Genomic DNA, 24,279 nt, shown 5'->3' on the forward strand with positions numbered 1-24,279 from the left:
GCTGCCTGCTGGCGTGACCCTTAGCCCTGTCTCATCGTCCTTGCGACGTCGCTGACGCGCTGGTCTTCCTGGTCGAGAATTTTCTGGTTCATTTCGTAATTGCGCTGCACCTCGATCAGGCGCGATATTTCCATGATCGGCTGTACGTTCGACGCTTCGAGATAGCCCTGCATGATACGCACTTCACTCTCGACCGGGTCGAACCCGTCGAGAGGACGCCACAAATTCGACCCCTCCCGTGCGATCATGCCGGGCGGTGTATCGACCACGACAATGCGCCCGACCGGGTTACCGTCGGTACTGATGGTTCCATCCTGTGCGATGACGATGTCAGTGACATCGATCGGAATCTCGAATGGCTCACCCTCTGCGCTCAAGAGCGGCATGCCTTCCGGATTGACGATCATGCGCTGGTTGTTGAGCATGAACACGCCGGCTCTTGTAAGGCGCTCGCCGTTCAGCCCCTCGACGACGAAGTATCCGTCGCCGTCAATGGCCAGATCGAGAACGCCGCCTGTCTGGTCGAGAAAGCCCTGCTCATTGGAATAGAACTGCGTGCCGACACTGCCTTCGGACAGGTCGTTGTCGATACTGCCTTCTTTGTCGGCGGCCGACAGCCGATCGACGGCCTCGGAGAACAGGAACCCGCTTTTCTTGTAGCCGGTCGTGTTGACATTGGCGATGTTATTGGCGATCGACGACATCTCCCGCAGCAGGGACGATTGCCGCGATACGGTCATATAGGCTGCGCTATCCATTGGTCAGCACCTCCCTCAAAATCAATATATCTTCCGGGTGCGTTGCAAGCAGCTTCTCCAGCGCCTGCAGGCTTGCCTGGGTCGGCAATTGGGCGAGTGCACCGCTCTGACCCGACATGTAGCTGGCAAGTGCGTGACGCGCTTGCGTCTGGCTGTTCGCATCCTCCACCAGCATCGCGGCATAGGCATCGCGCGCCTGCGCCCACTGGCCGGACGCCCAGGCAATGCGGGCCTGTCCTTCAAGATTGCGCATTGTACCCGGACCCCGCCGCAATACGTCGAGGGCTTCCCGTTCCCGGCCAAGCCGGTGCAGCGCCGTTGCAGCAACCGCCATCATCACGGGGTCTTCGCTGTTGCGCGTCAGTGACAGCGCCTCGTCATAGCGACGATCGGCAACATAGGCCCGTGCCAGCAATTTGCGCTCCTCGTCGCCCAGCGTCTCGAAAGGCAATTGCTGCATCAGGGAGATCGCCTGTTCCGGCAAGCCGAGATCGAGGGCCGCCCGGGCTGCCCCAATCGTCAGCACCGCCTCCCTGTCGATCCCGTCGAAAAAGGGCCGATGGGCAATGTAACCGTTGAGCGCGGCAAACCGTGTCGTCGCACTGGTGCGCGACAGCGCCGTCTCGAACAGTCCTGCAAGCGTCGTCTTCATTGTGTCGCGGTCGGCGATGGTCGGATACTGATATTGCGCGGCGATTTCCACCGCACGCGAATACTTGCCGGTTTCAGCAGCGAGGCGCACTTCCATGAACGCTTCAGGGAAGCTCTGAGGGGCACCGTTGGACCGCACGGCGACATTCTCGAGGTCGCGGTAATACCCCGGATAATGCTCGCCTTCCTGCTGCGGTTGCAGGTCGCTCAGCATCAGGATCGCCTGCGCCTGAAGCGGGCCCTCCTGCTGGGCGAACCGCTCTACCGTGTTCAGCGCGACATCCACATCGACGCCGTTATGGGCATTGATCAGCGCGCGGAGATAAATCACCTGCGTCGTCCCTGGCAGGGTTTCCTCGGTGGCGATATCATACAGCTTTTCGGCGAGGATCCACTGGCCGTTCTCTGCGGCGGTAATGCCGAGGCGGGTGGCAAAATCGACACGCAGATGCGGCGGCAATTGTTTCAGCTCATTGGCGACAGACGCGGCCAGGAAAACCGCCGTCGAAGGCTGGAATTCGACGAGGGCGACGGCGCGCCACAGCCGGGCCGGACCGGAACAGGCCGCATCGACCGATTTCAGGACGTTGCCATCGCTGATGCGCCCGGCAACCGTTTCGCCCATGTAAAGAACTGTCCGTGCCCGCTCATCCGTGGCGAAAGGCCTGACAAGCGACATCGCCTCTTCGGCAAAACCGAGGGCGAGATAGTGTTTTGCCAGCCTGATGGAGGATTCCGCGTCCGGCGCCGCTGCGGAACCGGCGATCGCGATCTGCATGCGCGAGGCTTCCTCCCAGGAATAGACCCGCTCGCGGAAGGCAAAGAGATCATTATCCTGGCAGGTGGCGCTGATCAGCTCGGCCGGCACCTCGTCGTTGGTCGTATAGCCGGTCTCCTGCAGGATTGCGCCGATATCCGCATAGCCGTCTTCGTCCGTGGCGGAAATGATGGCGGCGGGGGAGTTCGCGGCCGCAGGCTGCTGACCGGACTGTTCCGGCCCTGCAGATTGCTCGTCCTCACGCAGGGATACATAGCCCTCTTCGAGCGCGTCCTGCAGGATACGCTCGAGCGCATCTTCGGTACGCGACAGGCTGCTGCCGGCCTCGCTGTCATCCGCTTCCTGCGCCAGAGCCCCGGCGGTCGGGCCGAGGCTGAGGGCAGTCGAAAACAGTAGCGATGCGAAAATCCGCGTCATGCAGCCGCCTTCTTGGACTCTTTGAGGGCCTCGTCGATCTCGACAAAGCTGGGACGTACCCTTTTTGGAGCGTTTCGGCGGGCAACCTCAATACAGATATTGGCCGGGTGCTGGTGCAGCGAGGCGACCAGCACTTCGCGAATCAGCGAATAGAAGCTGTGCTCTTCCTCGCGCACATGTTTCACATAGGCCGCAAACGGACCAACGATGCCATAGGCCAGAAACACGCCGAGGAAGGTACCGACGAGGGCACCGCCGATCATCTGACCGAGCACTTCAGGCGGCTTGTCGATGGAGGCCATGGTCTTGATGACGCCGAGAACGGCGGCGACGATGCCAAGTGCCGGCAATGCATCGGCCATGTTCTGGAGCGCGTGGGCGCCGTGCAGCGCCTCCTCTTCCATGGTCTCGAGCTGCTTTTCCAGCAGCTCCTCGACCTGGTAGACATTGTCGAAATTCATGATCATCGAGCGGATCGTGTCGCAGATCAGCTCAACGACGTAATGATCCTTCTGAATCTTGGGGTATTTCCGGAAGATCGCGGATTCCTGCGGCGCCTCGATATGGGCCTCGACATCGACCGGACTCTGGCGCAGCACGTTGACAAGATCGTGCATCAGGCAAAGCAGGTCGCGGTAATCGTTCTTCTTCCACTTCGGCCCTTTGAACACGGCCATTATATCGCTGCCGACATGCTTGATCGTGGAAAAGGAATTGCCGGCGATAAACGCCCCCATCGCCGCCCCGCCGATCATCATCATCTCGTAAGGCAGAGAATGCAGGATAATACCAAGCTTGCCGCCGGCGAGCATATACCCGCCGAACACCATGACCACAGTGATAAAAAGACCCAGCAGCGCGTTCATAGGACAGCATTAACCTTTTGATGGTTTACAAAGTGTAAACACTTCTTAACGATATCCGGATTGTCTTAAGGAACCTTACCTGTCCCTTACCGGCCACACTGATGTTGATTCCCCCCGCCAGCATGTCACGACGCGTCGGCGAAATCGGCAAAGAACTCTTCCGACGGATCGCTCATCAGCTTCACCGCCTTGAACTGTTTCATGACGCCCAGCGCCGCGGTCGCGACCGGCAGGTGCCCGTGGCCGCCCCAGGCCGTGAGGCAGAGCTCGTTCAGGCTGACACCCGGCAGCGGAATGACCTGGCCGACTTCCAGGCGCGCGCATTCGGCAACGGTCATCGGGCAGCGCTCCAGCACGGCGCGAAGCTGGACGCGCGCAGACATGGCAGCGCTCAGCATATGCGGCGGCCACGGATCTTCCGGATCATCGACGGATTTCGAGGGCGCGTTGGCGAGCAGTGTCGAGAGCTTCTCGATCGGCTGGAACGGCATCAGGAATGTCAGCGGCGCGGTCTTGTCGAGGCCGATAGTCAGATCGAAGGTCAGCGCCAGCAGCGGCGATTTCTCATCGTCGATGGAAATGCCGGAAAGCTTGGTCGTGCCATTGCGGTAGGACGCGCCGGTGAAGGGGCTCGCCTTCTCAAGGCCATCGCAGGACTGCCTGAAGCCATCGAACAGCGCGGTCATGACCGGTTGCAGGAGCAGCACGTCCAGCATACCCGGCTCATGGGTTTGCGCTTCGTCGCCGGCGAGGCTGTCATCGCCGGTCTTGCGGCCGAGGATGATGGCGCAAAGCGCCCGCGACGCATGGCCGATACAGGCGGCCGGCACCTGTTTTGACGCCATCAGGAAGACTGCCTGAGCCCCCTCATTGGCCGCGCGATATTCCTCATACGTCACGCGTCTGGAGGAAATCGACTTCACCATGACCGCGCCGATTTCCTCTTCCTCGAGGCGGCGGCAGACCAGGCGCGCAAAACCATCCCACAGGGGCTGCAACCCCTTGGTCTCGTCTGTGACAGCCGGCCGTGCCGTCAGTTTCTGGCGCAGGATGGAACCCATGACTCCGGCTTGCTCTGATTTGCGTGACTTCTGAAGGTGCGATTGTCGTGATCGACCGGTTTAGGAATGGTTAACGGGAACCCGGAAATGCCGACTATCCGTGTAAACGAGTATTTACGCCAATAGGGTAGTGTTCACCCTGTCATTCAGTTGCGTATGGGTACCGGGGTGTTGTCAAACCAAGTTCAGCCAATCATCAAGCGAAAGAAGAAGGTGATCGCTGCCGCCCACCATGGTGGCGCGTGGAAGGTCGCCTATGCCGACTTCGTCACCGCGATGATGGCGTTCTTCCTGCTGATGTGGCTTCTCAACGCCACGACCGAGGACCAGCGCAAGGGGATCGCAGACTATTTCAACCCGTCGATCCCGATCAGCCGGATCTCCGGCGGCGGCGCGGACGCGCTCAACGGCTCCTCCGTCTTCAGCGACAAGGAAATGGCAAAGGACGGCGTCGGCTCCATGGATATCAAGTATTTCGACGGGAACAGCAAGGTCGACGTCGCCGATCTGGGGCTGGCATATTCCGCCACGGACACTGACGAAGCCGTCAAAACCGAAATTGACGGGATGACGGCCAACAGCGTCGAAAGCCTGAAGCAGAAACTTGCCGGCGAGGCTGCGCAGATCTCCGACCACATCATGATGAAAATGACGGCTGAAGGTCTCGTGATCGAGCTCGTCGAATCCGATGGAGCGCCGCTGTTTGCCAGCGGTAACGCCATGGCATCGCCGCTTCTGGAAGACTTGCTGGTGCTGGTCGCCGGCTCCTTCGGAAAGATCGGTAACGACATCAAGCTGGTCGGCCACACCGACGCCAAGCCCTATCGCTCGGGCACCGGCTATTCGAACTGGGAGCTGTCGACGGACCGCGCCAATGTCTCGCGCCGCCTGTTGATCGATGCCGGTTTCCCGGCAGAACAGATCACCGAGGTGTCGGGCAAGGCCGCGACCGATCCCCTGATCGCCGAGGATATCTACGCCGCGCAAAACCGCCGGATTTCCATCACGATCCTGCAGTAGACAGATCAATGCGCCGGCCATGCAAGCGATATCAACCGATTGAAATCAGTCCGTTAGCCCTTTGTTAACCACAGTGCACAATTCTTAACGCACCATACAGCGATAGGATTTTGCTATGAGTATATCTTCTTCCCTCAATGCGGGGGTAATGGGCCTTGCGGCCAATGCCTCGCGCCTTGCCTCCATCTCAGACAACATCGCCAACTCCGCAACGATCGGCTACAAGCAGAGCGAGGTCGATTTCTCAGCCATGGTCCTCAACCAGGGCCAGACCGGCTACAGCGCCGGTGGTGTCAGTTCGCGGTCCTACAAGAATGTCGACGCGGAAGGCGCCCTGATCAACACGGGCAACTCCACCGACATCGCCGTCGACGGCCGCGGCATGCTGCCGGTGACCGACAGCAATGGCGTCACCGCCTCGGCCTCGGCCCGCACGCTGATGCTGACGCCGACCGGCTCCTTCACCCCGAACGACCAGGGCTTCATGTCGACGCTGAGCGGCCTCTACCTGATGGGCTGGCCGGCAGACGCCAGCGGCAACATCCCGTCCGTCAGCCGTAACTCCGCCGTCGGGCTGCAGCCGGTAAACGTCGCCGCCAACCAGTTCGTCGCCTCACCGACGACCAACATCAATCTCGGCGTCAACCTGCCGTCCTCAGCAACCGAAGCCGGCGCCGCAGGGTCCCCCTTCGACCTGCCGGTCGAATATTTCAACAGCCTCGGTTCCTCGGAAACGCTGACGCTCAGCTTCTCGCCGACCGTGCCGGGCGCCGGTGCCAGCAATGCCTGGACCGTTTCCGTCAACGACAGCGCCAATCCCGGTGCCCCGGTTGCCTCCTTCACCATCGACTTCAACACCGGCCTTACCAATGGCGGTACTGTCGGTACGGTGACCGGTGGTGCCGGCGCGGCCTACGACGCAGCCACTGGCGAGATCACCATCAACGCCGCACACGGACCGGTCAGCCTCTATGTCGGTACCGCCGGCAGCCGCGATGGCCTGACCCAGCTCGATGCAGCCTTCTCGCCGACAAGCGTGACCAAGAACGGCTCGCCGATAAGCGAGCTGCAGTCGATCGAGATCGACGACAAGGGCATGCTGGAAGCCGTCTATGAAAGCGGCCTGCGGCGTACCCTCTACCAGATCCCCGTCGCCGATGTGCCGAACATGAACGGACTCAAATCACAGGGTGATCAGGCCTACTCCCTGTCCCGCGACTCCGGTGAAGTCTACTTCTGGGATTCCGGTACCGGCGCCGTCGGCACCACGCAGGGCTTCACCCTGATGGAATCGACGACCGATATCGCCGCCGAACTGACCGATCTGATCGAGACCCAGCGGGCCTACTCGACCAACGCCAAGATCGTGCAGACTGTTGACGAGATGCTGCAGGAAACCACCAACCTGAAACGGTAACCGGTTCCTGACCTAGGCTGACGGATCACATCGATCCACATCGACAGGCGATACAATGAGTATTTCACGTGCCTTATCGAACGCGACATCCGGGCTCTCAGCGACTGCGCTGAGGGCCTCGATCGCGTCGAACAACGTGGCCAATGCGAACAATCCCGGCTATGCACGCCGGGATTTGTCCGTTGCCGAGCGTGCCTATGGCGGCGTGATTGCCTCTGGCGTCAACCGCGCCCAGGACCTTGTCCTGACCGCCGACCGGCGTATTGCCGAGGCCTCCTACACCCGCGCTGATGTCACGGCGAACAGCCGCATCCAGTTCAGCCAGGCCCTTGGCGATCCGGAGACAGGCTACGGACTTTTTTCCGTCTTCCGGAATTTCGAATCAACCCTGACCGACCTGTCAGTGACCCCGGAGTCTGCAGCGCTGCAAAATGCGCTCCTCCTGGCGGGGAATGACCTGAGCGCAGAATTCAACAATCTCAGCGAGATGATCACGCAGGAGCGCGTCGCCGCCGACGAGGCGATCGCTGCCGGCGTCGAGACGGTCAACACAGCCCTCGCCGATATCCGCAATATCAACAAGAGCCTGATGAGCGCCGATCCCGGAAGCGAGGCCGCTGCCACCTTGCAGGACCAGCGCGAGAGTTTGATCGACGAGGTTTCACGACTTATCCCCGTCAAGGTCATCCGCAACGATAATGACCAGGTTCACCTGATGACGCGCGAAGGCGTCTATCTGTTGTCGGAGAAAGTGCACGAGGTCGAGTTCACCCGGTCCCATATGATCACGGCCAGCGATTCCTATCCCGCGTCCGGGCTTTCGGGGCTCAGCGTGAACGGTGTCGACATCACACCCGGCGGCACGAGCCAGATGGCCGTTCAGTCCGGGGCGATGGCGGGCTATTTCGATATTCGCGACCGCATCGCGCCGGAATTCCAGGCCCAGATAGATGCTCTCGCCGCCGACCTCGTCAGCCGGTTCGAAAGTGCCGGGCTCGACCCGACACTGACACCCGGTGATGCCGGTCTGTTTACGGATGATGGCGCTGCACTGAACCCGGCAGACACGGCCGGGCTTGCCGGGCGCCTGTCGATCAATGCCGCCGTTGACCCGGCTCTTGGCGGCCAGCTCTGGCGCCTGCGCGATGGCATCAATGCCGCCGCTGCAGGCCCGACAGGGAATGGCGCGATCTTCAATAACATGATCGACGCGCTGACGACCAAGACTGCATCGCTTGGCACCGCCGGCCTGCCGGGAAATTTTTCGATGGCAGAGTCCATCGCCGAAGTGAACGGCGCCGTCGGCGAGGCCCGCACCCGGTCAGAGGCAACAACCGCCTCGGCCATGGCCCGTGCAGACATCCTGGCACAGGCGGAACTGAAGGTCGGCGCCGTCGATACCGACCAGGAAATGCAGGCTTTGCTGCTGATCGAACAGGCCTATGCCGCCAATGCGCGCGTCATCCAGGCGGTCAACGACATGATGCGCAGCCTGATGGAGATATAAGATGATCAAGGGCGTGCCGAACCTGTTGACCTACACGCGCATGAACCAGGCGACGACGGAGATGCGGGCGCGCATGCGCGATGCCTCCCTCGAAGCCGTGACCGGCAGGCATGCCGATATTCCCGCCGCGACCGGCGCGAAGATCGGCGAAGCCAATCTGATCAAGAAGGGCCTGCAGGATATCGACAGCCGCATCGGGCTCTATGGCCTCGTCTCGGCCCGGGTCGAGACGATGGTCACCTCGCTCGGCAATATCCGCAACGCCTTCGACGATATCGGCGCGCGCGCCCTGACGACGGTCGATTCCGGCGACTCCACCGGCATGCGGACGATTGCGACCGAAGCCGAAGTAGCGCTGGAAAGCGTCTTCTCGATGCTGAATGTCAGCCAGGGCAACCGCACGCTGTTTTCCGGCGATGCGGCGCAGACGGCACCACTCGGGCCGGCGCAGGACCTGCTGGCCGACGTCGAATCGATCATGACCTCGTCCAGCGACCCGGTTGTGGTCAATGCCGCACTGGATTTCTACTTCAATGATCCCGCGGGCGGGTTCCAGACCACGATCTACAAGGGCGGCGAGAACAATGCCTCCAGCCTCGTGCTCGGCAATGGTACCCGCGTGGATTATACAGTGAAGGCGGACGATCAGGCGATCAAGGACACGATCCGCGGCCTTGCCGTGCTGGCCACGAACCGCTCGCTGCCAATGACACAGCCGGGTGCTGATTATCGCGCCGTCGTCACCGCCGGGGTCGATAGCCTGGAAGTCGGCCGCGCCGGTATTCTCGACATGGAAGCGAAGCTGGGCGTCACGCTGGGCGCCATCGAGAAGGGCATCGACAATGATGGCCATGAGCGCATCGTGCTCAGCGCCGTTTACCAGACCCTTGTCGGCCGTGACCAGTATGAAGCCGCAACCGAACTGAAACAGCTGGAGACGCAGCTGGAGACGAGCTATCTGCTCACCTCCCGTCTCTCGGCCCTGAACCTGACCAACTTTATTCGCTAGCCAACTATATCCAACAGGCGAAGCAGCATATGAGCACCACCATGATGAAAAGAACAGCAGCCGCCTTCGCCCTGGCAATTGGCTCGTGTCTCGCCGCCCTGTCGCCCGCTAGCGCCGATGTGCGGCTGAAGGATCTCGTCGACGTGGAAGGCGTGCGCGGCAACGATCTTGTCGGCTATGGCCTCGTCATCGGCCTCAACGGCACGGGCGACACGCTGCGCAACTCTCCCTATACGGAGGAGGCTCTCGCCAACATCCTCGAACGGCTCGGCGTCAATGTTCAGGGCGAGGATTTCCGGCCCAACAACGTCGCTGCAGTGCTCGTCACTGCCGAGCTGCCGCCCTTCTCCCGCCGCGGCTCGCGCATCGATGTCACGGTCTCCTCCATCGGCGATGCCAAGTCCCTGTCAGGCGGCACGCTGGTCATGACGCCGCTCAATGCAGCGGATAACCAGATCTATGCCGTCGCCCAGGGCTCTGTCCTCGTCTCCGGTTTCAAGGCCGAAGGCGATGCCCAGTCCGTTGTCGAGGGCGTGCCCACCGCGGGCACGATCCCGGGCGGTGCCTTTGTCGAGAAGGAAATAGATTTCACTTTCGCCCAGATGCCGCGCGTGCGTCTTGCCCTGCGCGATCCGGACTTCACCACGGCAGAGCGGGTCGAAACCGCGATCAACCAGTCGACCGGCACGCCCATCGCGCGGATGATGGATGCCGGCACGGTCGAGCTGTCGCTTGCCGATGGCATCGACCCGGCCCGCCTGATGAGTCGTATCGAGAACATCACCCTGCAACCGGCGCAGAAGGCGCGGGTCGTCATCGACCAGCGCTCCGGCACGATCGTTCTGGGCGCGGATGTTACCGTTTCGACCGTCGCCGTCAGCCAGGGTAATCTGTCGATCCGCATCACCGAGACGCCCGTGGTCTCCCAGCCGAACCCGTTCTCGCGCAATGGCGAAACCATCGTCGTGCCGCGCACCACGGTCGATGTGTTCGAGACCGGCCCCGGCAATATCGCGACGGTCCAGCAGAACGTGACCCTGTCCGACCTCGTCTCCGGCCTCAACGCCCTCGGCGTCTCGCCGCGCGAGATGATCGACATCCTGAAAACGATGAAAACCGCTGGCGCCCTTCACGCGGAACTGGTGCTGCAGTAGGCGCCTTGTCAGGCGAGATCCGCTGCCTGTCGGGCAAGCGCCAATGCCCCGGCAATGCCGGAAATATCCGGCAGGCCGGGCGGCACGATATAGGCGGTCATATCCCCGGCTGAAGGGCCATCGGCATAGGCATTCAGCAGCTCCGCTGTCTTCATTCGAACACGGTCGATCAGCCCTGGCGTCTTCATCACCCCGCCGCCAAAGGTGATCTTTTCCGGCATATGCGTCAGCGTAATCACCAATGCGAGATGAGCGAGATAGAAGGCCTCGATCTCATGGGCTTCATGGTCCGGGGGCAAGTCGGACAAGGACCGGCCCCACCGCGCCATGATCGCCGGGCCGCTGGCGAGCCCCTCGAGGCAGGCCCCATGATAGGGGCACTGCCCTGCAAATGCGTCAGCGCCGTTTCTGGGCGGATAGATATGCCCGAATTCGTAGTGAGACGTGCCCTGAAGGACCCTTCCCTCCGCGACCAGCCCGGCCCCGATGCCGGTGCCGACCGTGACATAGGCAAGCGACCGCGCGCCCTGCCTGGCGCCTCCCGGCAATTGGGCAAGATATTCGCCGAGCGCTGCGCCGCTGACATCGGAACTGATCGCGACAGGCACGCCATAGCCGGAAAACGCCGTCAGATAGTTCGCCCCCGGCCAGCCGGGCTTTGGCGTCCGTCCGACGACACCATACTGCTCTGACGCGGCGTCGACATTCACCGGCCCGAAAGCGGCAATGCCGATACCCGCCAACCGGCCGTGCTGTCCGATCGCGTGATCGAAAAAGGCGCGGCAGGCGGCGAAGGTCTGCTCGGGCCCCGTCGTCGGTATGGTGACCCGATGGCGGATATCGTCCGGCCCATATCCCACCGCGCAAACGAATTTCGTGCCGCCAGCCTCGATGCCGCCAAACAGCCTGCCGCTCATGCTAATGCCTCCAGTCCGGATTCAGCGATAAACCAGGGCGACGGGATGAACCACTGCGGCGTAATCACAGGATATCGGCATCGCCTCGTTTTTGTCTCTCGGAAACCGTAGCCGATCAAGGATGCACCCGGACGTTTTTTACTCAAGAACGGGGATGGCGTCACGCTCGGCAAGCAGCATTGGACTGTCATACATCGGCAGGTGAAAAACGACTGCGGCATCTTCCCGCCGCCACGACTGTTCAGGCACGCCGTAGACGATGCCTGTGCGCAGATCGACGAGAACAGGCGTGTCGAACGCAACCCCTTCGAGACGGAGATCCGCGTAGGTGACGCCGGTGGTATCGTCGGGCGGGGCGTCAAAGAACCAGTATGCGATCACGCTGGCCTTGCCGTCCTGGCCGTACGCATCGACATTGAGGGATCGCAGCGACGTCGACTTGTATGACGGCAGGGCTACAGGCTTGAGCCGGTCATCAAAAACCGAGAAAACCGACTGTGCTGCGCGATAGGCGGGCTTGCGATAGGCGATCGACTTGTCGGCGTTGGTAGCCAGCAGGCCCTTGTAGTTCATCTCAACCTTTTGCCACTGATAATGCAGGTCGGCCATCGTGAAGAGATTGAAAGGAACGCTCTTGGCATGATGGGCAAGCATCCGCCGCAAATTCCACTTCGCCTGGATCGTTTCGGTCATATGCCTGCCCTGAAGCGCGAAGTAGTCCTGGTATCCGGACGTAGCGCCGGTTTCGCCCTGACGGACATCGAAATCGCCGCCGACCTCGGCTATGTGCCGTCGCAGCTGGTCCACGATTTCAGTCGAGTCAGGATTGTCGGGATAGCTGTGAAACGTGACGGCATCGATCAGGTGAAGTTGCTCGCGCGCGGCCACTTCGTCGAAAAAAGCCCGGGCATAATCAACATCATCGGCCAGCGCGAGGGCATAGACCCCGGCATCCGGTTGTACCCGGCGCACGATCCGGGCCGTGCGGATGAAGAGGGCCGCGTAATCGGCTGCGCCGGCGGTATCTGTGTGATTGAGATCGGGTTCATTCCAGACTTCCCACTGGTCGACACGGTCGCCATAGCGATCAACGATCGCCTCGACCCACCGGTCCCAGGCTGCCAGCGCATCCGGTGACGTCGGAAGCCCGCCCCCGAGCCCGTAATCGCCGCCGCCGGGATAGGCAGGATTGCCGTAGCTGAGCTGTATCCATGGTTTGACGCCCAGGGCGCTTGCACCATCGACAATATCATCCAGCCACTGCCATTCATAGACACCCTGACTGGTCTCGGTTTTCGCCCACCCGCCCTGCAAGCGGATTCCCTTGGCCCCGAGCGGGCCAAGATGGTCGGCATAGTTTGCAAATACCGCGTAGTCGCGATCCAGTGTCTCGCCACCGATCGACCATGAAGAGGACTCGATCTCGTTCGCCGCCAGCGCACGGACCTGGCCTATTGCCTCGAGATCGACACCAATCGTGGGCCGTATCTCCTGGGCCATGGCCGGGGCACAAAGAAACCAGAATGCCGTGAGGATGCTCAGGCCGGGGAAGAAAAAAGGGCGCATTCCAGATGAATGCCACGCCTTCGGATGCCGGTCAACGAATGGCCTCATCCAATGAAGCACGGCAGGCTGCGTCGGGATGGTCGCGGGAACGGCACCAACAGCAATTCTCCCCCAACAAGAATTTTGACTTAAGTCATCCGCCCCGGCATTGCATCGGGCAATGCTCGCCGCATGAAGGAACCCTGGCAGAAATATCTGGACCTGTCGGTCCCGCGCTATACCAGCTATCCCTCGGCGCTATTCTTCGGGCCGATGGAGCCAGCACCCTATCGCCATGCCCTGCGCGAGATCGGTCCCTATGAACCGGTCTCCCTCTATATCCACGTGCCCTTCTGCCAGCAGCTTTGCTGGTATTGCGGCTGCAATATGCGCGTCGAGAACCGTTATGAGCGCACGCGGCCCTATCTCGATGCCCTGAAGAGAGAAATCCATCAGGTCGCTGCGGCGCTTGCCGGGCGCGGGCGAACCTCGCAGCTGCATTTCGGTGGCGGCACGCCGAACTTTCTCCACGCCGAAGACCTGATCAGCATTCTCGACGAAATCGAGAACGCCTTCGGCCTGACCGACGGCACCCCCATCGCGATCGAGCTCGATCCACGGCTTTCCTCTGCTGCCAGCATTACCAACCTTGCCCGGATCGGCGTGACCCGCATGAGCATCGGCGTGCAGGATTTCGACCCGTTCGTGCAAGCTGCGATCAACCGCATCCAGTCCTATGAGCTCGTGCATGACTGTGTCGCCGCGATGCGGACAAGCGGCGTCGGCGATATCAGCTTCGACCTGCTCTACGGGCTGCCAAGACAGACCGAGCATACGATGCGCGAGACCCTGCGCAAGACGCTGAGCCTCGCCCCGGACCGTGTCTCGCTGTTTGGTTATGCCCATCTGCCGGACCGGCTGAGGCACCAGCGGCTTATCGATGATGCCGAGTTGCCGGGACGGTCCGAACGTTCGGCCCTGGCAGAGCTTGGCGCGGACACGCTTGTCTCTGCCGGCTATCGCCGTATCGGATTTGACCATTTCGCCCTGCCGCATACTGCGATCGCCAATGCGGACGCGGCAGGCCGCCTGAACCGCAATTTCCAGGGCTTCACCGAAGACCAGGCGCGCTGTGTCATCGGCCTCGGCCCCAGCGCCATCAGCTCGGTCAATGGCGTCCATGCCCAGAATGAAAAATCGGTCGACGGCTATACAAGGCTACTGGACGAGGGACATTGGGCGACGACGCGAGGTATCGTAAGCACGCCGGAGCAGCGCCTCATCGGCGACTGGATCCACGGCCTGCTTTGCCGCCACGAGGCCTGTCTTGCCGAATATTTCAACATTGCCGGCAGGGAGCAATCAGCAATGGAAAGCCTGATGGACCGGCTGGCGCCCCTGCAAAGGGACGGTCTCATCCAACTGTCCGGCGACCGGCTGACCATCGAACCCGGCGCGCGGCTGTTGTCACGGGCGATCGCGGCCGTGTTCGATCCTGCAGTGCATAATAGCGGCGCGCGCCTGTCACCGGCCGTGTGATTTGCCGCTCTAGCAATCCTTTGCGGAATTGCCTAATCTGCCCCGATGCGTGGGACCGATACACCTGAAATACATTGTGGCAAGACTATCGGGGCGATGAATTTCTGCTCGCTTTGCGACGTGCGCCCGCAATCGATCTGCGCGGAGATGAACGAGGACGAAATCCGTGCCATCTCCAAGACAATGGCCCACCACTCCGTCAAGGAAGGCCACGCCATCGCGACCGAGGGCGAACCGGTCAGCCATCTCAATATCATCGTCAGCGGGACGTTCCGTCTTGTCAGGATGCTGGAAGATGGACGCCGCCAGATCACCGGATTCATGTTCCCCGGCGATTTCGTTGGCATGAGCCGGGGTGACAGTTCCTATACGGCAGAAGCTCTGGAGCCCTCTCTCATCTGCAGTTTTGCCCATAATTTCCTCGACCAGATGAGCGAGAAGCATCCCGGCATCAAGGACCGGCTGATCGCCCGCGGCTCCAGCGAGCTTGCCAAGGCGCAGGACCACATCGTTCTCCTCGGCAAGAACACGGCAGAAGAACGGGTGCTTAGTTTCCTGAAACTGATCGGTCGCGCCCGCCGCGGTGACGACCGATTATCGACGCGCATCTATCTGTCCATGCCGCGCCAGGATATTGCCGATTTTCTCGGCCTGCGTATGGAGACGCTCAGCCGCACCTTCGCGAAGCTGAAAAAAACCGGACACCTGAAGACAGTGTCCGGCCGCTTTGTCGAGTTGGGAGAGGCATTCGAACGGGCCGGTTGACCGGCTCTTTTTCTGGGAAAGGTTCTGTTCCTGCTAGGGCGCAATTTCCGGATCCGGACTTTCATCCGCACGCGTTGATTTCAGTTCGAACCAGAGCGCGTTGAGAATGCCGACCGTCGCGGCGAGACCAAGGCCCAATATCCAGGCAAAGTACCACATGAGTGTCGTCCTTTCAGTAAGCGTGTGAGGATTTGGCGATACCGTCTTCAGTCACCTTGCCGCGCATCACGTGGAACACCCAGGCGGTGTATCCGAGGATGAGTGGCAGGAAGATGATAACGGAGATCAGCATGTTGCGCAGTGTGTTGCGGCTGCTCGAGGCGTCGAAAACCATCAGCGAGTGATCGGGCATGATCGTCGACGGCAGGATGAACGGGAACATGGTCACGCCCACCGTTGCGATGATGAAGGCAACACCGGTGCCCGAGGCAAGTAGCGTCAATCGCTCGACACCACCGGTCTTGAAGCCGACAGCTGCCCCGGCAAGGCCGATAAATCCGAGAGCCGGGACGATGGCGAGCAGTGGCACGTTCATGTAATTGGCGAGCCACGCCCCCCGCGCGACCTCGACACTCTTGGCAAGCGGGTAACTCGGTCCTGCCCAGTCTGCCGTGCTGGTCAGCACATAGCCGCCGAGCCAGCCAAATGAGAGAATGGCGCCGCCGAGGGCAAACAGCACGACACTGGCAAGCGCCGCGTAGAAGCCGATCCGTCGCGCCCGGGCGGCAATCTCACCTTCGGTCTTCAGCACGATCCACGCCGCGCCATGCATCAGGATCATGGCGATGGAGACGATGCCGCAGAAAAGGGCAGCGGGATTGAGCAGTCCGAACAGCGTGCCTTCATACATCGGGCGCAATTCGTCCGTATAGTAAAAGGGTACGCCGACCATGGCATTGCCGACTGCAACGCCGAAGATTACCGGCGGCACGGCACCGGAGATGAACAGTGCCCAGTCCCAATTGCGCCGCCATTTCGCTCCATCGCGCTTGGAGCGATACTTGAAAGCGACCGGGCGCAAGATCAGGGCAAAGAGCACAATGAACATTGCCAGATAGAAACCCGAGAATGACAGCGCATATAGCGCCGGCCAAGCGGCGAAGATCGCACCGCCGCCAAGGATGAACCAGACCTGGTTACCCTCCCACACCGGGCCGACCGTATTGATGATGACCCGGCGTTCCTCGTCCCTCTTGCCGATAAACGGCATCAGCGCCGCGGCACCCATGTCGAAACCGTCAGTGACGGCGAAGCCAATCAGCAGGATACCCAGGAGTGCCCACCAGATCAGTCTAAGTACTTCATAATCGAACAGCATTGTCTTGTCCTTTCAGGAATTATTCTGCAGGTGTCAGCGCCGGCGTGCGATTGCCGCCCTCACCCATACCTGGCACGAGATCGTCGATCGCATCGACCACCGCCGGCCCCTTGCTGATCGCGGCGAGCATCAGGCGCACTTCGATCACGGCGAGGATGCCGTAGACGAGCGTAAATCCGGTGATGGTGATGGCGATGTCCAGCAAGGTCAGGTTCGAGGCGGCGAGGAAGGTCGGCAAGACACCCTCGATCACCCATGGCTGGCGGCCGAACTCGGCGACGAACCAGCCTATTTCCATGGCGATCCACGGCACGGGGATCGACCATACCGACAGATGCAACAGCCAGCGCGGCAGAGGATCCTCGCGCGAAATCATCCACAGGGCGGCAACGAACAGCCCCAGCAGCAAGACGCCGGACAACACCATGACACGGAAGGTGAAGAACAGCGACGGCACATGGGGTACCGTGTCCCACGCCGCGGCGCGGATCTGTTCCTCGGTCGCTGCCATCGGATCTTCAGTGTATTTCAACAGCAGCTTGGCATAACCCAGGTCGTCCTGATACTGCGCAAACTGTTCGCGCGCAGCCGGACTGGCCCGGTCGGCCTTGATCGCCTCCAGCGCATCCCAGGCATAGAGCCCGTTGCGGATACGGTCCTCGGCATGGTCGACGAGGTCATAGATGCCGGGGATTTGCGTATCGAAAGACCGCGTGCCGATCAGCCCCATGACCCATGGCACATGAATGGCTAAATGAGTCTCGCGCGCCTCCATGTCGGGCAGGCCGATGATGGTGAAGGATGCTGGCGCTTCCTCCGTCTCCCACATCGCTTCCATTGCAGCGAGCTTCATTTTCTGATGATCGGTGATCGCATAGCCGCTCTCGTCGCCAAGCACGATGACCGACAGGGTCGAGGCGACACCAAAGGCCGCAGCAATGGCAAAGGAGCGCTTCGCCAGCTGCATATGGCGGCCGCGGAGCATATAGAATGCCGAGATGCCGAGCACAAAGACGGCGCCGGTGACATAGCCCGCGCTGACCGTGTGAACGAATTTTGCCTGAGCCACCGGATTGAACAGGACAGCCATGAAATCGGTGACTTCCATGCGCATCGTATCGGGGTTGAAGGCCGATCCGACCGGGTTCTGCATCCAGCCATTGGCGATCAGGATCCACAGCGCCGAAAAGTTCGTACCCAGTGCCATCAGCCAGGTGACAGTCATGTGAGTCACCGGCTTCAGGCGGTCCCAGCCAAAGAAGAACAAGCCGACAAAGGTCGCCTCGAGGAAGAAGGCCATCAGCCCCTCGATCGCCAGCGGCGCCCCGAACACGTCACCGACATAGTGCGAGTAGAACGCCCAGTTCATCCCGAACTGGAATTCCATCGTGATGCCGGTGGCAACCCCGAGGGCGAAATTGATGCCGAACAGGACACCCCAGAATTTCGTCATCTCGCGCCAGATGGGCTTGCCGGTCATGACATAGACTGTCTCCATCATCGCGATCAGGATCGAGAGACCGAGTGTCAGCGGCACGAAGAGGAAGTGATACATCGCTGTCAGCGCGAATTGCAGGCGCGACAGGTCAACGATTAAGGGATCAGGCATGGACGGCTCCTGGTTGATTTTCCGGTTTCTTGTCTGCCACTTGCCATGCAATGCCCGCGCGGTTTTTGACCTAGCTCAAAATCTCCACCGGGTGTCCGGGCTAGGTATCGGGCATGAAGAGAACACCGACACCCGAAACGGCACTGGAGCGGCGCTTGCGCGGGCAGGCTGGCATGGCCGCACGCCTTAGCCTGCTTGCAGGCGGCGCGGCGTTTGCCCTTCGCATTGCCATGCTGGCCGGTCTTGCCGTGATCACCGGCGCGCTGGTCATGGATGGTGCCGCCGCTCTGCCGATCATGGTGGCGGCAGGGGCGTGCGCGGTCGGCCTGATCGTTGCTCAACGTGTCGCAGCAAGAGCGACAAGGCAGGCGGAGCGCGACGTTGCAAATCGCGTTGCCGGTCTCTATCGCCACTTCCTCCAGACACGTGCACCCTCAACGGTTCACGCCTATGATACCGGCGATCTGGTGAGCCGCATCTCCCGTCACCCCGGCGCCATTGCAAGCGCGGTAATCACGGTAAAGAACACGCGTAGCCTGATGGCGATCGGCCCGTTAATGGCAGCCGGACTGATCGCCTGTCTGTCACCGGCGGCCGCCGGATTGCTTGTCGCTTCCCTGCCGATCATGATCGTCTTCTTCATCCTGGTCGGCGGACTGACGAAGTCCAGGGCACAGACCCAGGAGGCCGCGCTGTCTCAGCTGTCCGGCATTTTCGGCGACCGTATCCGCTGCCTGCCGACAATTGCCGCCAATCATGATGTGACCGCCCAGGCAGACGTCATCGGGGCGGCGCTGGAAAAGCACCGCCGCGTCAGTCTCGATGTATTGAAAGTCGCCTTCCTGAACTCGGCGGTCCTCGATTTCTTTTCGTCGCTCAGCATCGCCATGCTGGCGATCTTTTTCGGGCTCGGCCATCTCGGGCTCCTGCACATTCCCGGTTTTTTCGGCCTGCCGCTCGGCTCTTCCCTTGCAGTCCTGATGCTGGCACCGGAATTCTTCAATCCCCTGAGGCGGTATGCGGAGCTTTACCATGTCGCTGCCGAGGGAAAGGCCGCCCTTGCTTCTATGGCGTCGATCGATGCGACACCATTGGCCGAGGATGTGCGCCTTGCTGCAAACGGCCACAGCACAATAGGCTGGCACAATCTGGTTTTGCCCTATGTCGGAACGGTGCCCGACGCCACCCTGCCGGCAAAGGGCCTCGTCATCGTCAACGGCCCCAGCGGCAGCGGCAAGACAACGCTCTTGCGCGCGCTCGCCGGGATCGAACCGCCTCTTGCCGGGCAGATCCTCCTGCCCGTCGAAATCAAACAGGCTTGGAGCAGCAGCGATATCTACCTGACACCGGAGAGAATCCGGACCCTGTATGATCAACGCCCGTCGCTTTTTTCCGGTGACCCGCGTTTCGCGGGAGGCGTCATCGCCCCCGAAACCCTGTCCGGCGGCCAGAGCATGCGTTTGGCCCTCGCGGCGGCGCTGGCAAGCGACGCGCAGGTACTTTTCATCGATGAACCGACCGCCAAGCTCGATCCTGTCAGTGCGAACCACATCCACAAAACGCTGAAAGCAGAGTCACGCGACCGGCTACTGGTCGTCGCAAGCCACGATCGGGCCCTGATTGCGGCAGCCGATCAAGTCGTTTCATTCAACCACCGCCTGAGGGAAGTTGCATCATGATCCGTATACCGCTGCCCGCCCTCTGGACTGACAAATCGTGGCGGCCTGCGCTGATAATTGCCTTGGTGACGGCACTATCGGGCCTGTTGCTCGTCGGTGTTTCCGGCTGGTTCCTGTCATCCGTTGCGCTGGCAGGGGCAGCGGCCGGCGTCGGTGCAACGGCAGGGGCCGCTGCTTTTGCCTATAATTATCACCTGCCCGCGGGCTTGATCCGGCTGTTCGCGATCACGCGGACTGCCGGAAAATATGCAGAGCGTCTGGCCGGCCATGCTGCCGCGCTGCGTGACCAGATGAAGCACCGTACCCGGCTCTTTCGCGACATGGCTTCAGCGCGTACTGTCTATGAAGATGGCTGGCAGCTGTCGCGCGACGACCAGCTCGGCGCTTTCATCGACGATGTCGAGAAGGTGGAGTTCGCCACTCTTCGGGCCAGCCTGCCTGCCATGACAGGCATGGTGCTGGTGGCGGTCTGCCTCGTTGCCACTGCCATCACAGCACCGCTGGCGCTGCCCTTTACCCTCCTGCTTCTCGTAGTCGTCGCGTTCTATTCCCGCCACATGGCCGAAAAGGCCGCACAGCAGTGCCATGACGCCCAACAGGTGGAGGCCGACTGGTCCCGCACGCTTGGCCGCCAGATCAATGCCCTCGTTCCCCTCGCCGGGAATGGCGATCGTAAGGCGGCGTTGGCTGGGTCCTTTGCGCTGATCGAACAGAGCACGCACTCGCGTTCCGAACAGGCACGCCTCCTCGCCGGTGTCGAAACAGCCACGGGTCTGGCCGCACCGATGTTGATGATGCTGACGATTGGTATCGCGTGGCAGACCGGCATGACGGGTGAGACACTTCTACCCGCCATCTTTGCAGGATTTCTTTGGCTTGCTGCCGGAGAAGCCGTGTCCGGCCTGCCCCGCCTTCTGCTCGCCCGGGCGCAGGCTCGCTATGCTGAGCAATCTCTGGAGAGCTGGCAGGGCGCAGAGGAATACGCCCGCGACTCTACCACGCCGCTACGACTGACCGTGGAACAAAGAGATGTATATTCGCCGATCGGGACAAAGCTCTGTACAGTCTCGGGTTTCACCGCCGAGCGCGGCAGAGCCGTGGCGATCACCGGGCCGTCCGGATGTGGCAAGACGTCGCTGATAAAGGAAATCGCCGGATGGACGGACTGGCGGGGGAAAACCCCTGCCCCGCTCGGCGCAAGGAGAATTGTCGCGCGATCGATATGTCATCTGTCCTTGCATGATGCCGCAATCATGGCAGCCAGCGTGCGCGATAATCTTTTCTCAAGCGCAGACGATACCAGCCTTTGGCAAGCGCTTGAGACTGTCGAACTCGCCGACAGAATTCGGCAGAACGGTGGTCTCGACAGCGCTCTTGAGCAGGACAGCCTTTCACTCGGCGAAGCCCGGCGCATTTCTCTTGCCCGGGCCATCCTCTCCCGCGAGCCGGTGGTGCTGCTCGATGAACCGGGCGAGCATCTGGATGCGGCCCAGGCAAAACGCCTTATGCAAAAGCTGCTGGTCGAATGCCGGAACCGGATCGTCGTCTACGTCACCCATGATGAGAGACTGGCCGCGCTGGCGCAGGAGCAGGTCCACATGGGCTTTTGACCAGCTGCGTGGAGCGCAATTGCCGGCGACAAAAACTGATGAACCGGCCGTCTCGTATCCGTTCTCGCGACGCCTGCTGATTATTTCGTTTCAATCCGCAAATGCTCGATGACGATATTGTCGTCGAGGCGCCAGAGCTTGATCGTATGGGCGCCGGCACTGAGGTCATCGAACTCTGCCGTCAGGGTGAATCCGTTGTCGCGCACGGCCGCATCCCAATCCACCTGCTCCTGGCGTTCCGGCCCGCAGCAATGGGGAATGAGATCGAGGTTCAGCACCTCAACCGGACCATCATCGAGCGAGATGCCAAGGCGAACGCCTTCCTCGCCAATGGTATCGAGTGTCGGGGAGAGCCGGACGCCGACCACGATATCGCCGGCACTCTCTAGATCGATATCGTATTCCAGACGCATGCCATCCTCGACAGTGGTCGCGGGCTGACCCTGCGGCGTGGCGATCATCGCTCCGCTGCCGAACTGGCCAAGATTGGCGATCGCGCTCCATTCCAGATCGCCGCCCGGTACCGCCCGGTCAAAGTCGGTGGCGTCGATCAGCATGTCCGCCCGCTCGACCGTGCCGCTGAAGCGAACGGAGGCTGGCGTATCGCCAGCCACCCGGATCACCTCCGGCATCATGTCCTGATCCGGCCCGCGCCAGTCCTCAAACCCGATATTGGCCTGGGCCATCATATGGTTCCACTTGCCGTCCTCGAGCAGGTGATAGGCCTCGGCGAGAGCGGCATCGCGCGCAAACGCCGCTTCTGCCTGATCGGCGAAATAATTCGCGCGCGGATCGTCCGCTGCGGCCAGAGCCCGGTTCCACGCGACCGCATGGTACAGCTCATAGATATTGGCCATGGACAGGATCGGGTATTCGACCAGCTGGTACCAGGCACTGAGCTGGTCTTCATCGAGGACCTCTTTCACTGCTTCCATGTCGGCGACCAGCGCTTGCCACTGATCGAGATACATGCCGAGTTCGCCACGGGTCAGGCTGTTGCCCTGTATCGTGCCGATCGGCCAGGTGCCGGCGTCGATCAGTTCCGGCTTGCGTCGCGCCGCATAGCGGCTGTAGCGGGTCACCAGCGCACCAATCGCCTCCGCATGCGCCGGCCCGAATGTTTCCGCTGCCCATTCCGCCGGGAAGGACGCGACGGCATCGGGGGTCATCTCTTCCGGGTCCCAAGCATGGGTGAGGAAGAAGTCGAGCGGAAATTCCATCGGCTTGATGTCACCGACATTGACGATCCAGACATCCTCGACGCCGCGGCGCCAGGCAAGATCCATCTGCTGCCAGGTCTTTTCGATCTGGTTCGTGTTCGTCCATTTATAGCTGCGCGGCGCGCCGACATAATCAAAATGATAATAGACGCCGAAACCGCCTGTGCGGTCGAGGTCCTTCGTCGGCAGGCGGCGGTTCTGGCCCCAATTGTCGTCGGCAAAAAGCAGCGTCACGTCGTCGGGCACGGACATGCCCTGATCGTAGTAATCCTGCACTTCCTTGTAGAGGGCCCAGACCTGCGGCGTTTCGGATGCAGGCTCGCCGGTGACGTCGGCGATGATCTCGCGCTGGTCGGCAACGACCTGTTCGAGCAGATCGATCGCCGTGTCTTCGGACATCGCCTCATCGCCATCGCCGCGCATGCCGATGGTGACGACCTTGTCGAAATCCTTCGCCCGCTCCATCCCCTCGCGCCAGAACTCCTGCAGGCCCTCCGGGTTGGTGCTGTAGTTCCACGCGCCCTCGCCATGGCGTTCCCACTCGACATGGGCGCGCATCAGCGGCTCGTGATGCGACATGCCGACAACGATACCCATGTCATCGGCCATCTGGCCACTGCGCGGATCGTCACCATACAGAGATTTCCCCCACATGGCGGGCCAGATGTAATTGCCCTTCAGGCGCAGCAACAGTTCGAAGACATGCTCGTACATATCGGCATTGACACCGCCGAACTTCTCCCGCGCCCAGCTGCCAAGCGCCGGATCCTCATCATTGATGAACAGCCCGCGATATTTCACCACGGGACGGTCATCGCGGGTGCCGGCTGTGATGGACACGTCGTCGCGCTGCACCACCGGCACATCGGCGAAATAATGCCACGGCGAGACGCCGATGTCTTCGGCCAGATCATAGGTGCCGAACACGGCGCCGCGGCGGTCGGACCCGGCGATCACCAGTGCCGCCGGCACGTCCGGCCAAGGATTATCGACAACGGTGATGGAGAATGCCTCCCACTCGCCCTCGATGGCGGACAGGTCGATCAGCCCGGCGCGGGCGAGATCGTCGATCATTCCGGCATGGCCGGCAACGCCGACGATCACGACAGGGCCCTCGACCCCGGCCTTCCCGGTCGCGAGGACCGCATCCTGACCGCTGACCCGTTCCAGGTCCCGTGCAAGATCGGCGGCGACACGACGCACTGCCGGGTCGGCGTCGCCATCGACCAGCACGGCGGCGGGCATTCCCGAGAGAATCAGTTCCATGGCACCGCCCTGGCCGGTGAAGCAGACCGATGCCGGTGCGGCGCATTCCGATGACTGGGCCCAGGACAGAACCGGCGTTACGAGGGTCAGGACGCCGGCAAGGGCTGGCAGCAACGGTTTCATGGCATTTCCTCTTATGGTCGCACGGTAGAGCTTGGTTGCTCCATAATAGG

General features: G+C 61.4%; 19 protein-coding genes. 9 read left to right on the forward strand and 10 right to left on the reverse strand.

Annotated features, from left to right (window positions below):
• Window positions 1-20: 20 nt before the first annotated feature.
• The 4 genes from IEV88_RS10835 to IEV88_RS10850 all read right to left on the reverse strand — a co-directional run bounded on the left by IEV88_RS10835 (window position 21) and on the right by IEV88_RS10850 (window position 4,531).
• Window positions 21-758 carry a flagellar hook-basal body complex protein gene (locus tag IEV88_RS10835; protein ID WP_188158429.1) on the reverse strand — a complete coding sequence of 246 codons (738 nt, stop codon included), beginning with the start codon at window positions 756-758 and terminating at the stop codon, window positions 21-23.
• Entirely contained in the window at window positions 751-2,604 is a 1,854-nt protein-coding gene (locus IEV88_RS10840; RefSeq protein ID WP_188158428.1) for a tetratricopeptide repeat protein, read from the reverse strand. The genes IEV88_RS10835 and IEV88_RS10840 overlap by 8 nt, the downstream gene beginning before the upstream one ends.
• A complete protein-coding gene (motA, locus tag IEV88_RS10845) occupies window positions 2,601-3,470 on the reverse strand; it encodes a flagellar motor stator protein MotA (RefSeq protein ID WP_188158427.1) in 870 nt (289 codons plus the stop codon). Before motA ends, IEV88_RS10840 begins: the two co-directional genes overlap by 4 nt.
• Before the next feature lie 125 nt (window positions 3,471-3,595).
• Entirely contained in the window at window positions 3,596-4,531 is a 936-nt protein-coding gene (locus IEV88_RS10850; protein WP_188158426.1) for a FliM/FliN family flagellar motor switch protein, read from the reverse strand.
• A 168-nt stretch (window positions 4,532-4,699) separates the two neighbouring features.
• Here IEV88_RS10850 and IEV88_RS10855 point away from each other — a divergent pair, with 168 nt between their 5' ends.
• From IEV88_RS10855 to IEV88_RS10875, 5 genes are all read left to right on the forward strand, one after another.
• Window positions 4,700-5,551 (forward strand): flagellar motor protein MotB, encoded by an 852-nt coding sequence (locus IEV88_RS10855; protein ID WP_229731457.1) that lies wholly within the window; start codon window positions 4,700-4,702, stop codon window positions 5,549-5,551.
• Between the two features lie 115 nt (window positions 5,552-5,666).
• Window positions 5,667-6,968 carry a flagellar hook protein FlgE gene (locus IEV88_RS10860; protein WP_188158424.1) on the forward strand — a complete coding sequence of 434 codons (1,302 nt, stop codon included), beginning with the start codon at window positions 5,667-5,669 and terminating at the stop codon, window positions 6,966-6,968.
• A 55-nt stretch (window positions 6,969-7,023) separates the two neighbouring features.
• A complete protein-coding gene (flgK, locus tag IEV88_RS10865) occupies window positions 7,024-8,475 on the forward strand; it encodes a flagellar hook-associated protein FlgK (protein WP_188158423.1) in 1,452 nt (483 codons plus the stop codon).
• A 1-nt stretch (window position 8,476) separates the two neighbouring features.
• Entirely contained in the window at window positions 8,477-9,484 is a 1,008-nt protein-coding gene (locus tag IEV88_RS10870; RefSeq protein ID WP_188158422.1) for a flagellin, read from the forward strand.
• A gap of 29 nt (window positions 9,485-9,513) precedes the next feature.
• Window positions 9,514-10,638 (forward strand): flagellar basal body P-ring protein FlgI, encoded by a 1,125-nt coding sequence (locus IEV88_RS10875; protein WP_229731458.1) that lies wholly within the window; start codon window positions 9,514-9,516, stop codon window positions 10,636-10,638.
• Window positions 10,639-10,646: 8 nt separating this feature from the next.
• Here IEV88_RS10875 and IEV88_RS10880 read toward each other — a convergent pair whose 3' ends face one another.
• Window positions 10,647-11,555: an ROK family protein gene (locus IEV88_RS10880; RefSeq protein ID WP_194420135.1), complete on the reverse strand. Its 909-nt coding sequence runs from the start codon at window positions 11,553-11,555 to the stop codon at window positions 10,647-10,649.
• A 138-nt stretch (window positions 11,556-11,693) separates the two neighbouring features.
• Window positions 11,694-13,121 (reverse strand): GH39 family glycosyl hydrolase, encoded by a 1,428-nt coding sequence (locus IEV88_RS10885; RefSeq protein WP_188481219.1) that lies wholly within the window; start codon window positions 13,119-13,121, stop codon window positions 11,694-11,696.
• Between the two features lie 171 nt (window positions 13,122-13,292).
• Between IEV88_RS10885 and hemN the strand changes: the two genes are divergently transcribed.
• Together hemN and IEV88_RS10895 are read left to right on the forward strand one after the other, a co-directional pair.
• Complete coding sequence (gene hemN / locus IEV88_RS10890) at window positions 13,293-14,639, forward strand: oxygen-independent coproporphyrinogen III oxidase (protein WP_188158420.1); 1,347 nt, start codon at window positions 13,293-13,295, stop codon at window positions 14,637-14,639.
• Between the two features lie 96 nt (window positions 14,640-14,735).
• Window positions 14,736-15,404, forward strand: coding sequence for a Crp/Fnr family transcriptional regulator (locus IEV88_RS10895; RefSeq protein WP_188158419.1), 669 nt, complete (start codon window positions 14,736-14,738; stop codon window positions 15,402-15,404).
• A gap of 33 nt (window positions 15,405-15,437) precedes the next feature.
• Here the strand turns inward: IEV88_RS10895 and cydX are convergent, their stop codons facing one another.
• From cydX to IEV88_RS10910, 3 genes are read right to left on the reverse strand one after another with little or no spacing between them, the layout of a single operon-like run.
• Complete coding sequence (cydX, locus tag IEV88_RS10900; protein ID WP_188158418.1) at window positions 15,438-15,563, reverse strand: cytochrome bd-I oxidase subunit CydX; 126 nt, start codon at window positions 15,561-15,563, stop codon at window positions 15,438-15,440.
• Window positions 15,564-15,576: 13 nt separating this feature from the next.
• Window positions 15,577-16,722 (reverse strand): cytochrome d ubiquinol oxidase subunit II, encoded by a 1,146-nt coding sequence (gene cydB / locus IEV88_RS10905; RefSeq protein ID WP_188158417.1) that lies wholly within the window; start codon window positions 16,720-16,722, stop codon window positions 15,577-15,579.
• Window positions 16,723-16,741: 19 nt separating this feature from the next.
• Entirely contained in the window at window positions 16,742-18,331 is a 1,590-nt protein-coding gene (locus IEV88_RS10910) for a cytochrome ubiquinol oxidase subunit I (protein WP_188158416.1), read from the reverse strand.
• A 113-nt stretch (window positions 18,332-18,444) separates the two neighbouring features.
• Between IEV88_RS10910 and IEV88_RS10915 the strand changes: the two genes are divergently transcribed.
• Window positions 18,445-20,010, forward strand: a complete 1,566-nt coding sequence (locus IEV88_RS10915; protein ID WP_188158415.1) for an ATP-binding cassette domain-containing protein — start codon at window positions 18,445-18,447, stop codon at window positions 20,008-20,010.
• Window positions 20,007-21,620 carry an ATP-binding cassette domain-containing protein gene (locus IEV88_RS10920; RefSeq protein WP_188158414.1) on the forward strand — a complete coding sequence of 538 codons (1,614 nt, stop codon included), beginning with the start codon at window positions 20,007-20,009 and terminating at the stop codon, window positions 21,618-21,620. Before IEV88_RS10915 ends, IEV88_RS10920 begins: the two co-directional genes overlap by 4 nt.
• Before the next feature lie 80 nt (window positions 21,621-21,700).
• On the opposite strand, the gene IEV88_RS10925 is transcribed toward IEV88_RS10920, so the two are convergent.
• Window positions 21,701-24,229 (reverse strand): glycosyl hydrolase 115 family protein, encoded by a 2,529-nt coding sequence (locus IEV88_RS10925; RefSeq protein ID WP_188158413.1) that lies wholly within the window; start codon window positions 24,227-24,229, stop codon window positions 21,701-21,703.
• Window positions 24,230-24,279: the final 50 nt, after the last annotated feature.

This window comes from Aquisalinus flavus, assembly GCF_014640095.1.
GTDB lineage: Bacteria > Pseudomonadota > Alphaproteobacteria > Caulobacterales > Parvularculaceae > Aquisalinus > Aquisalinus flavus.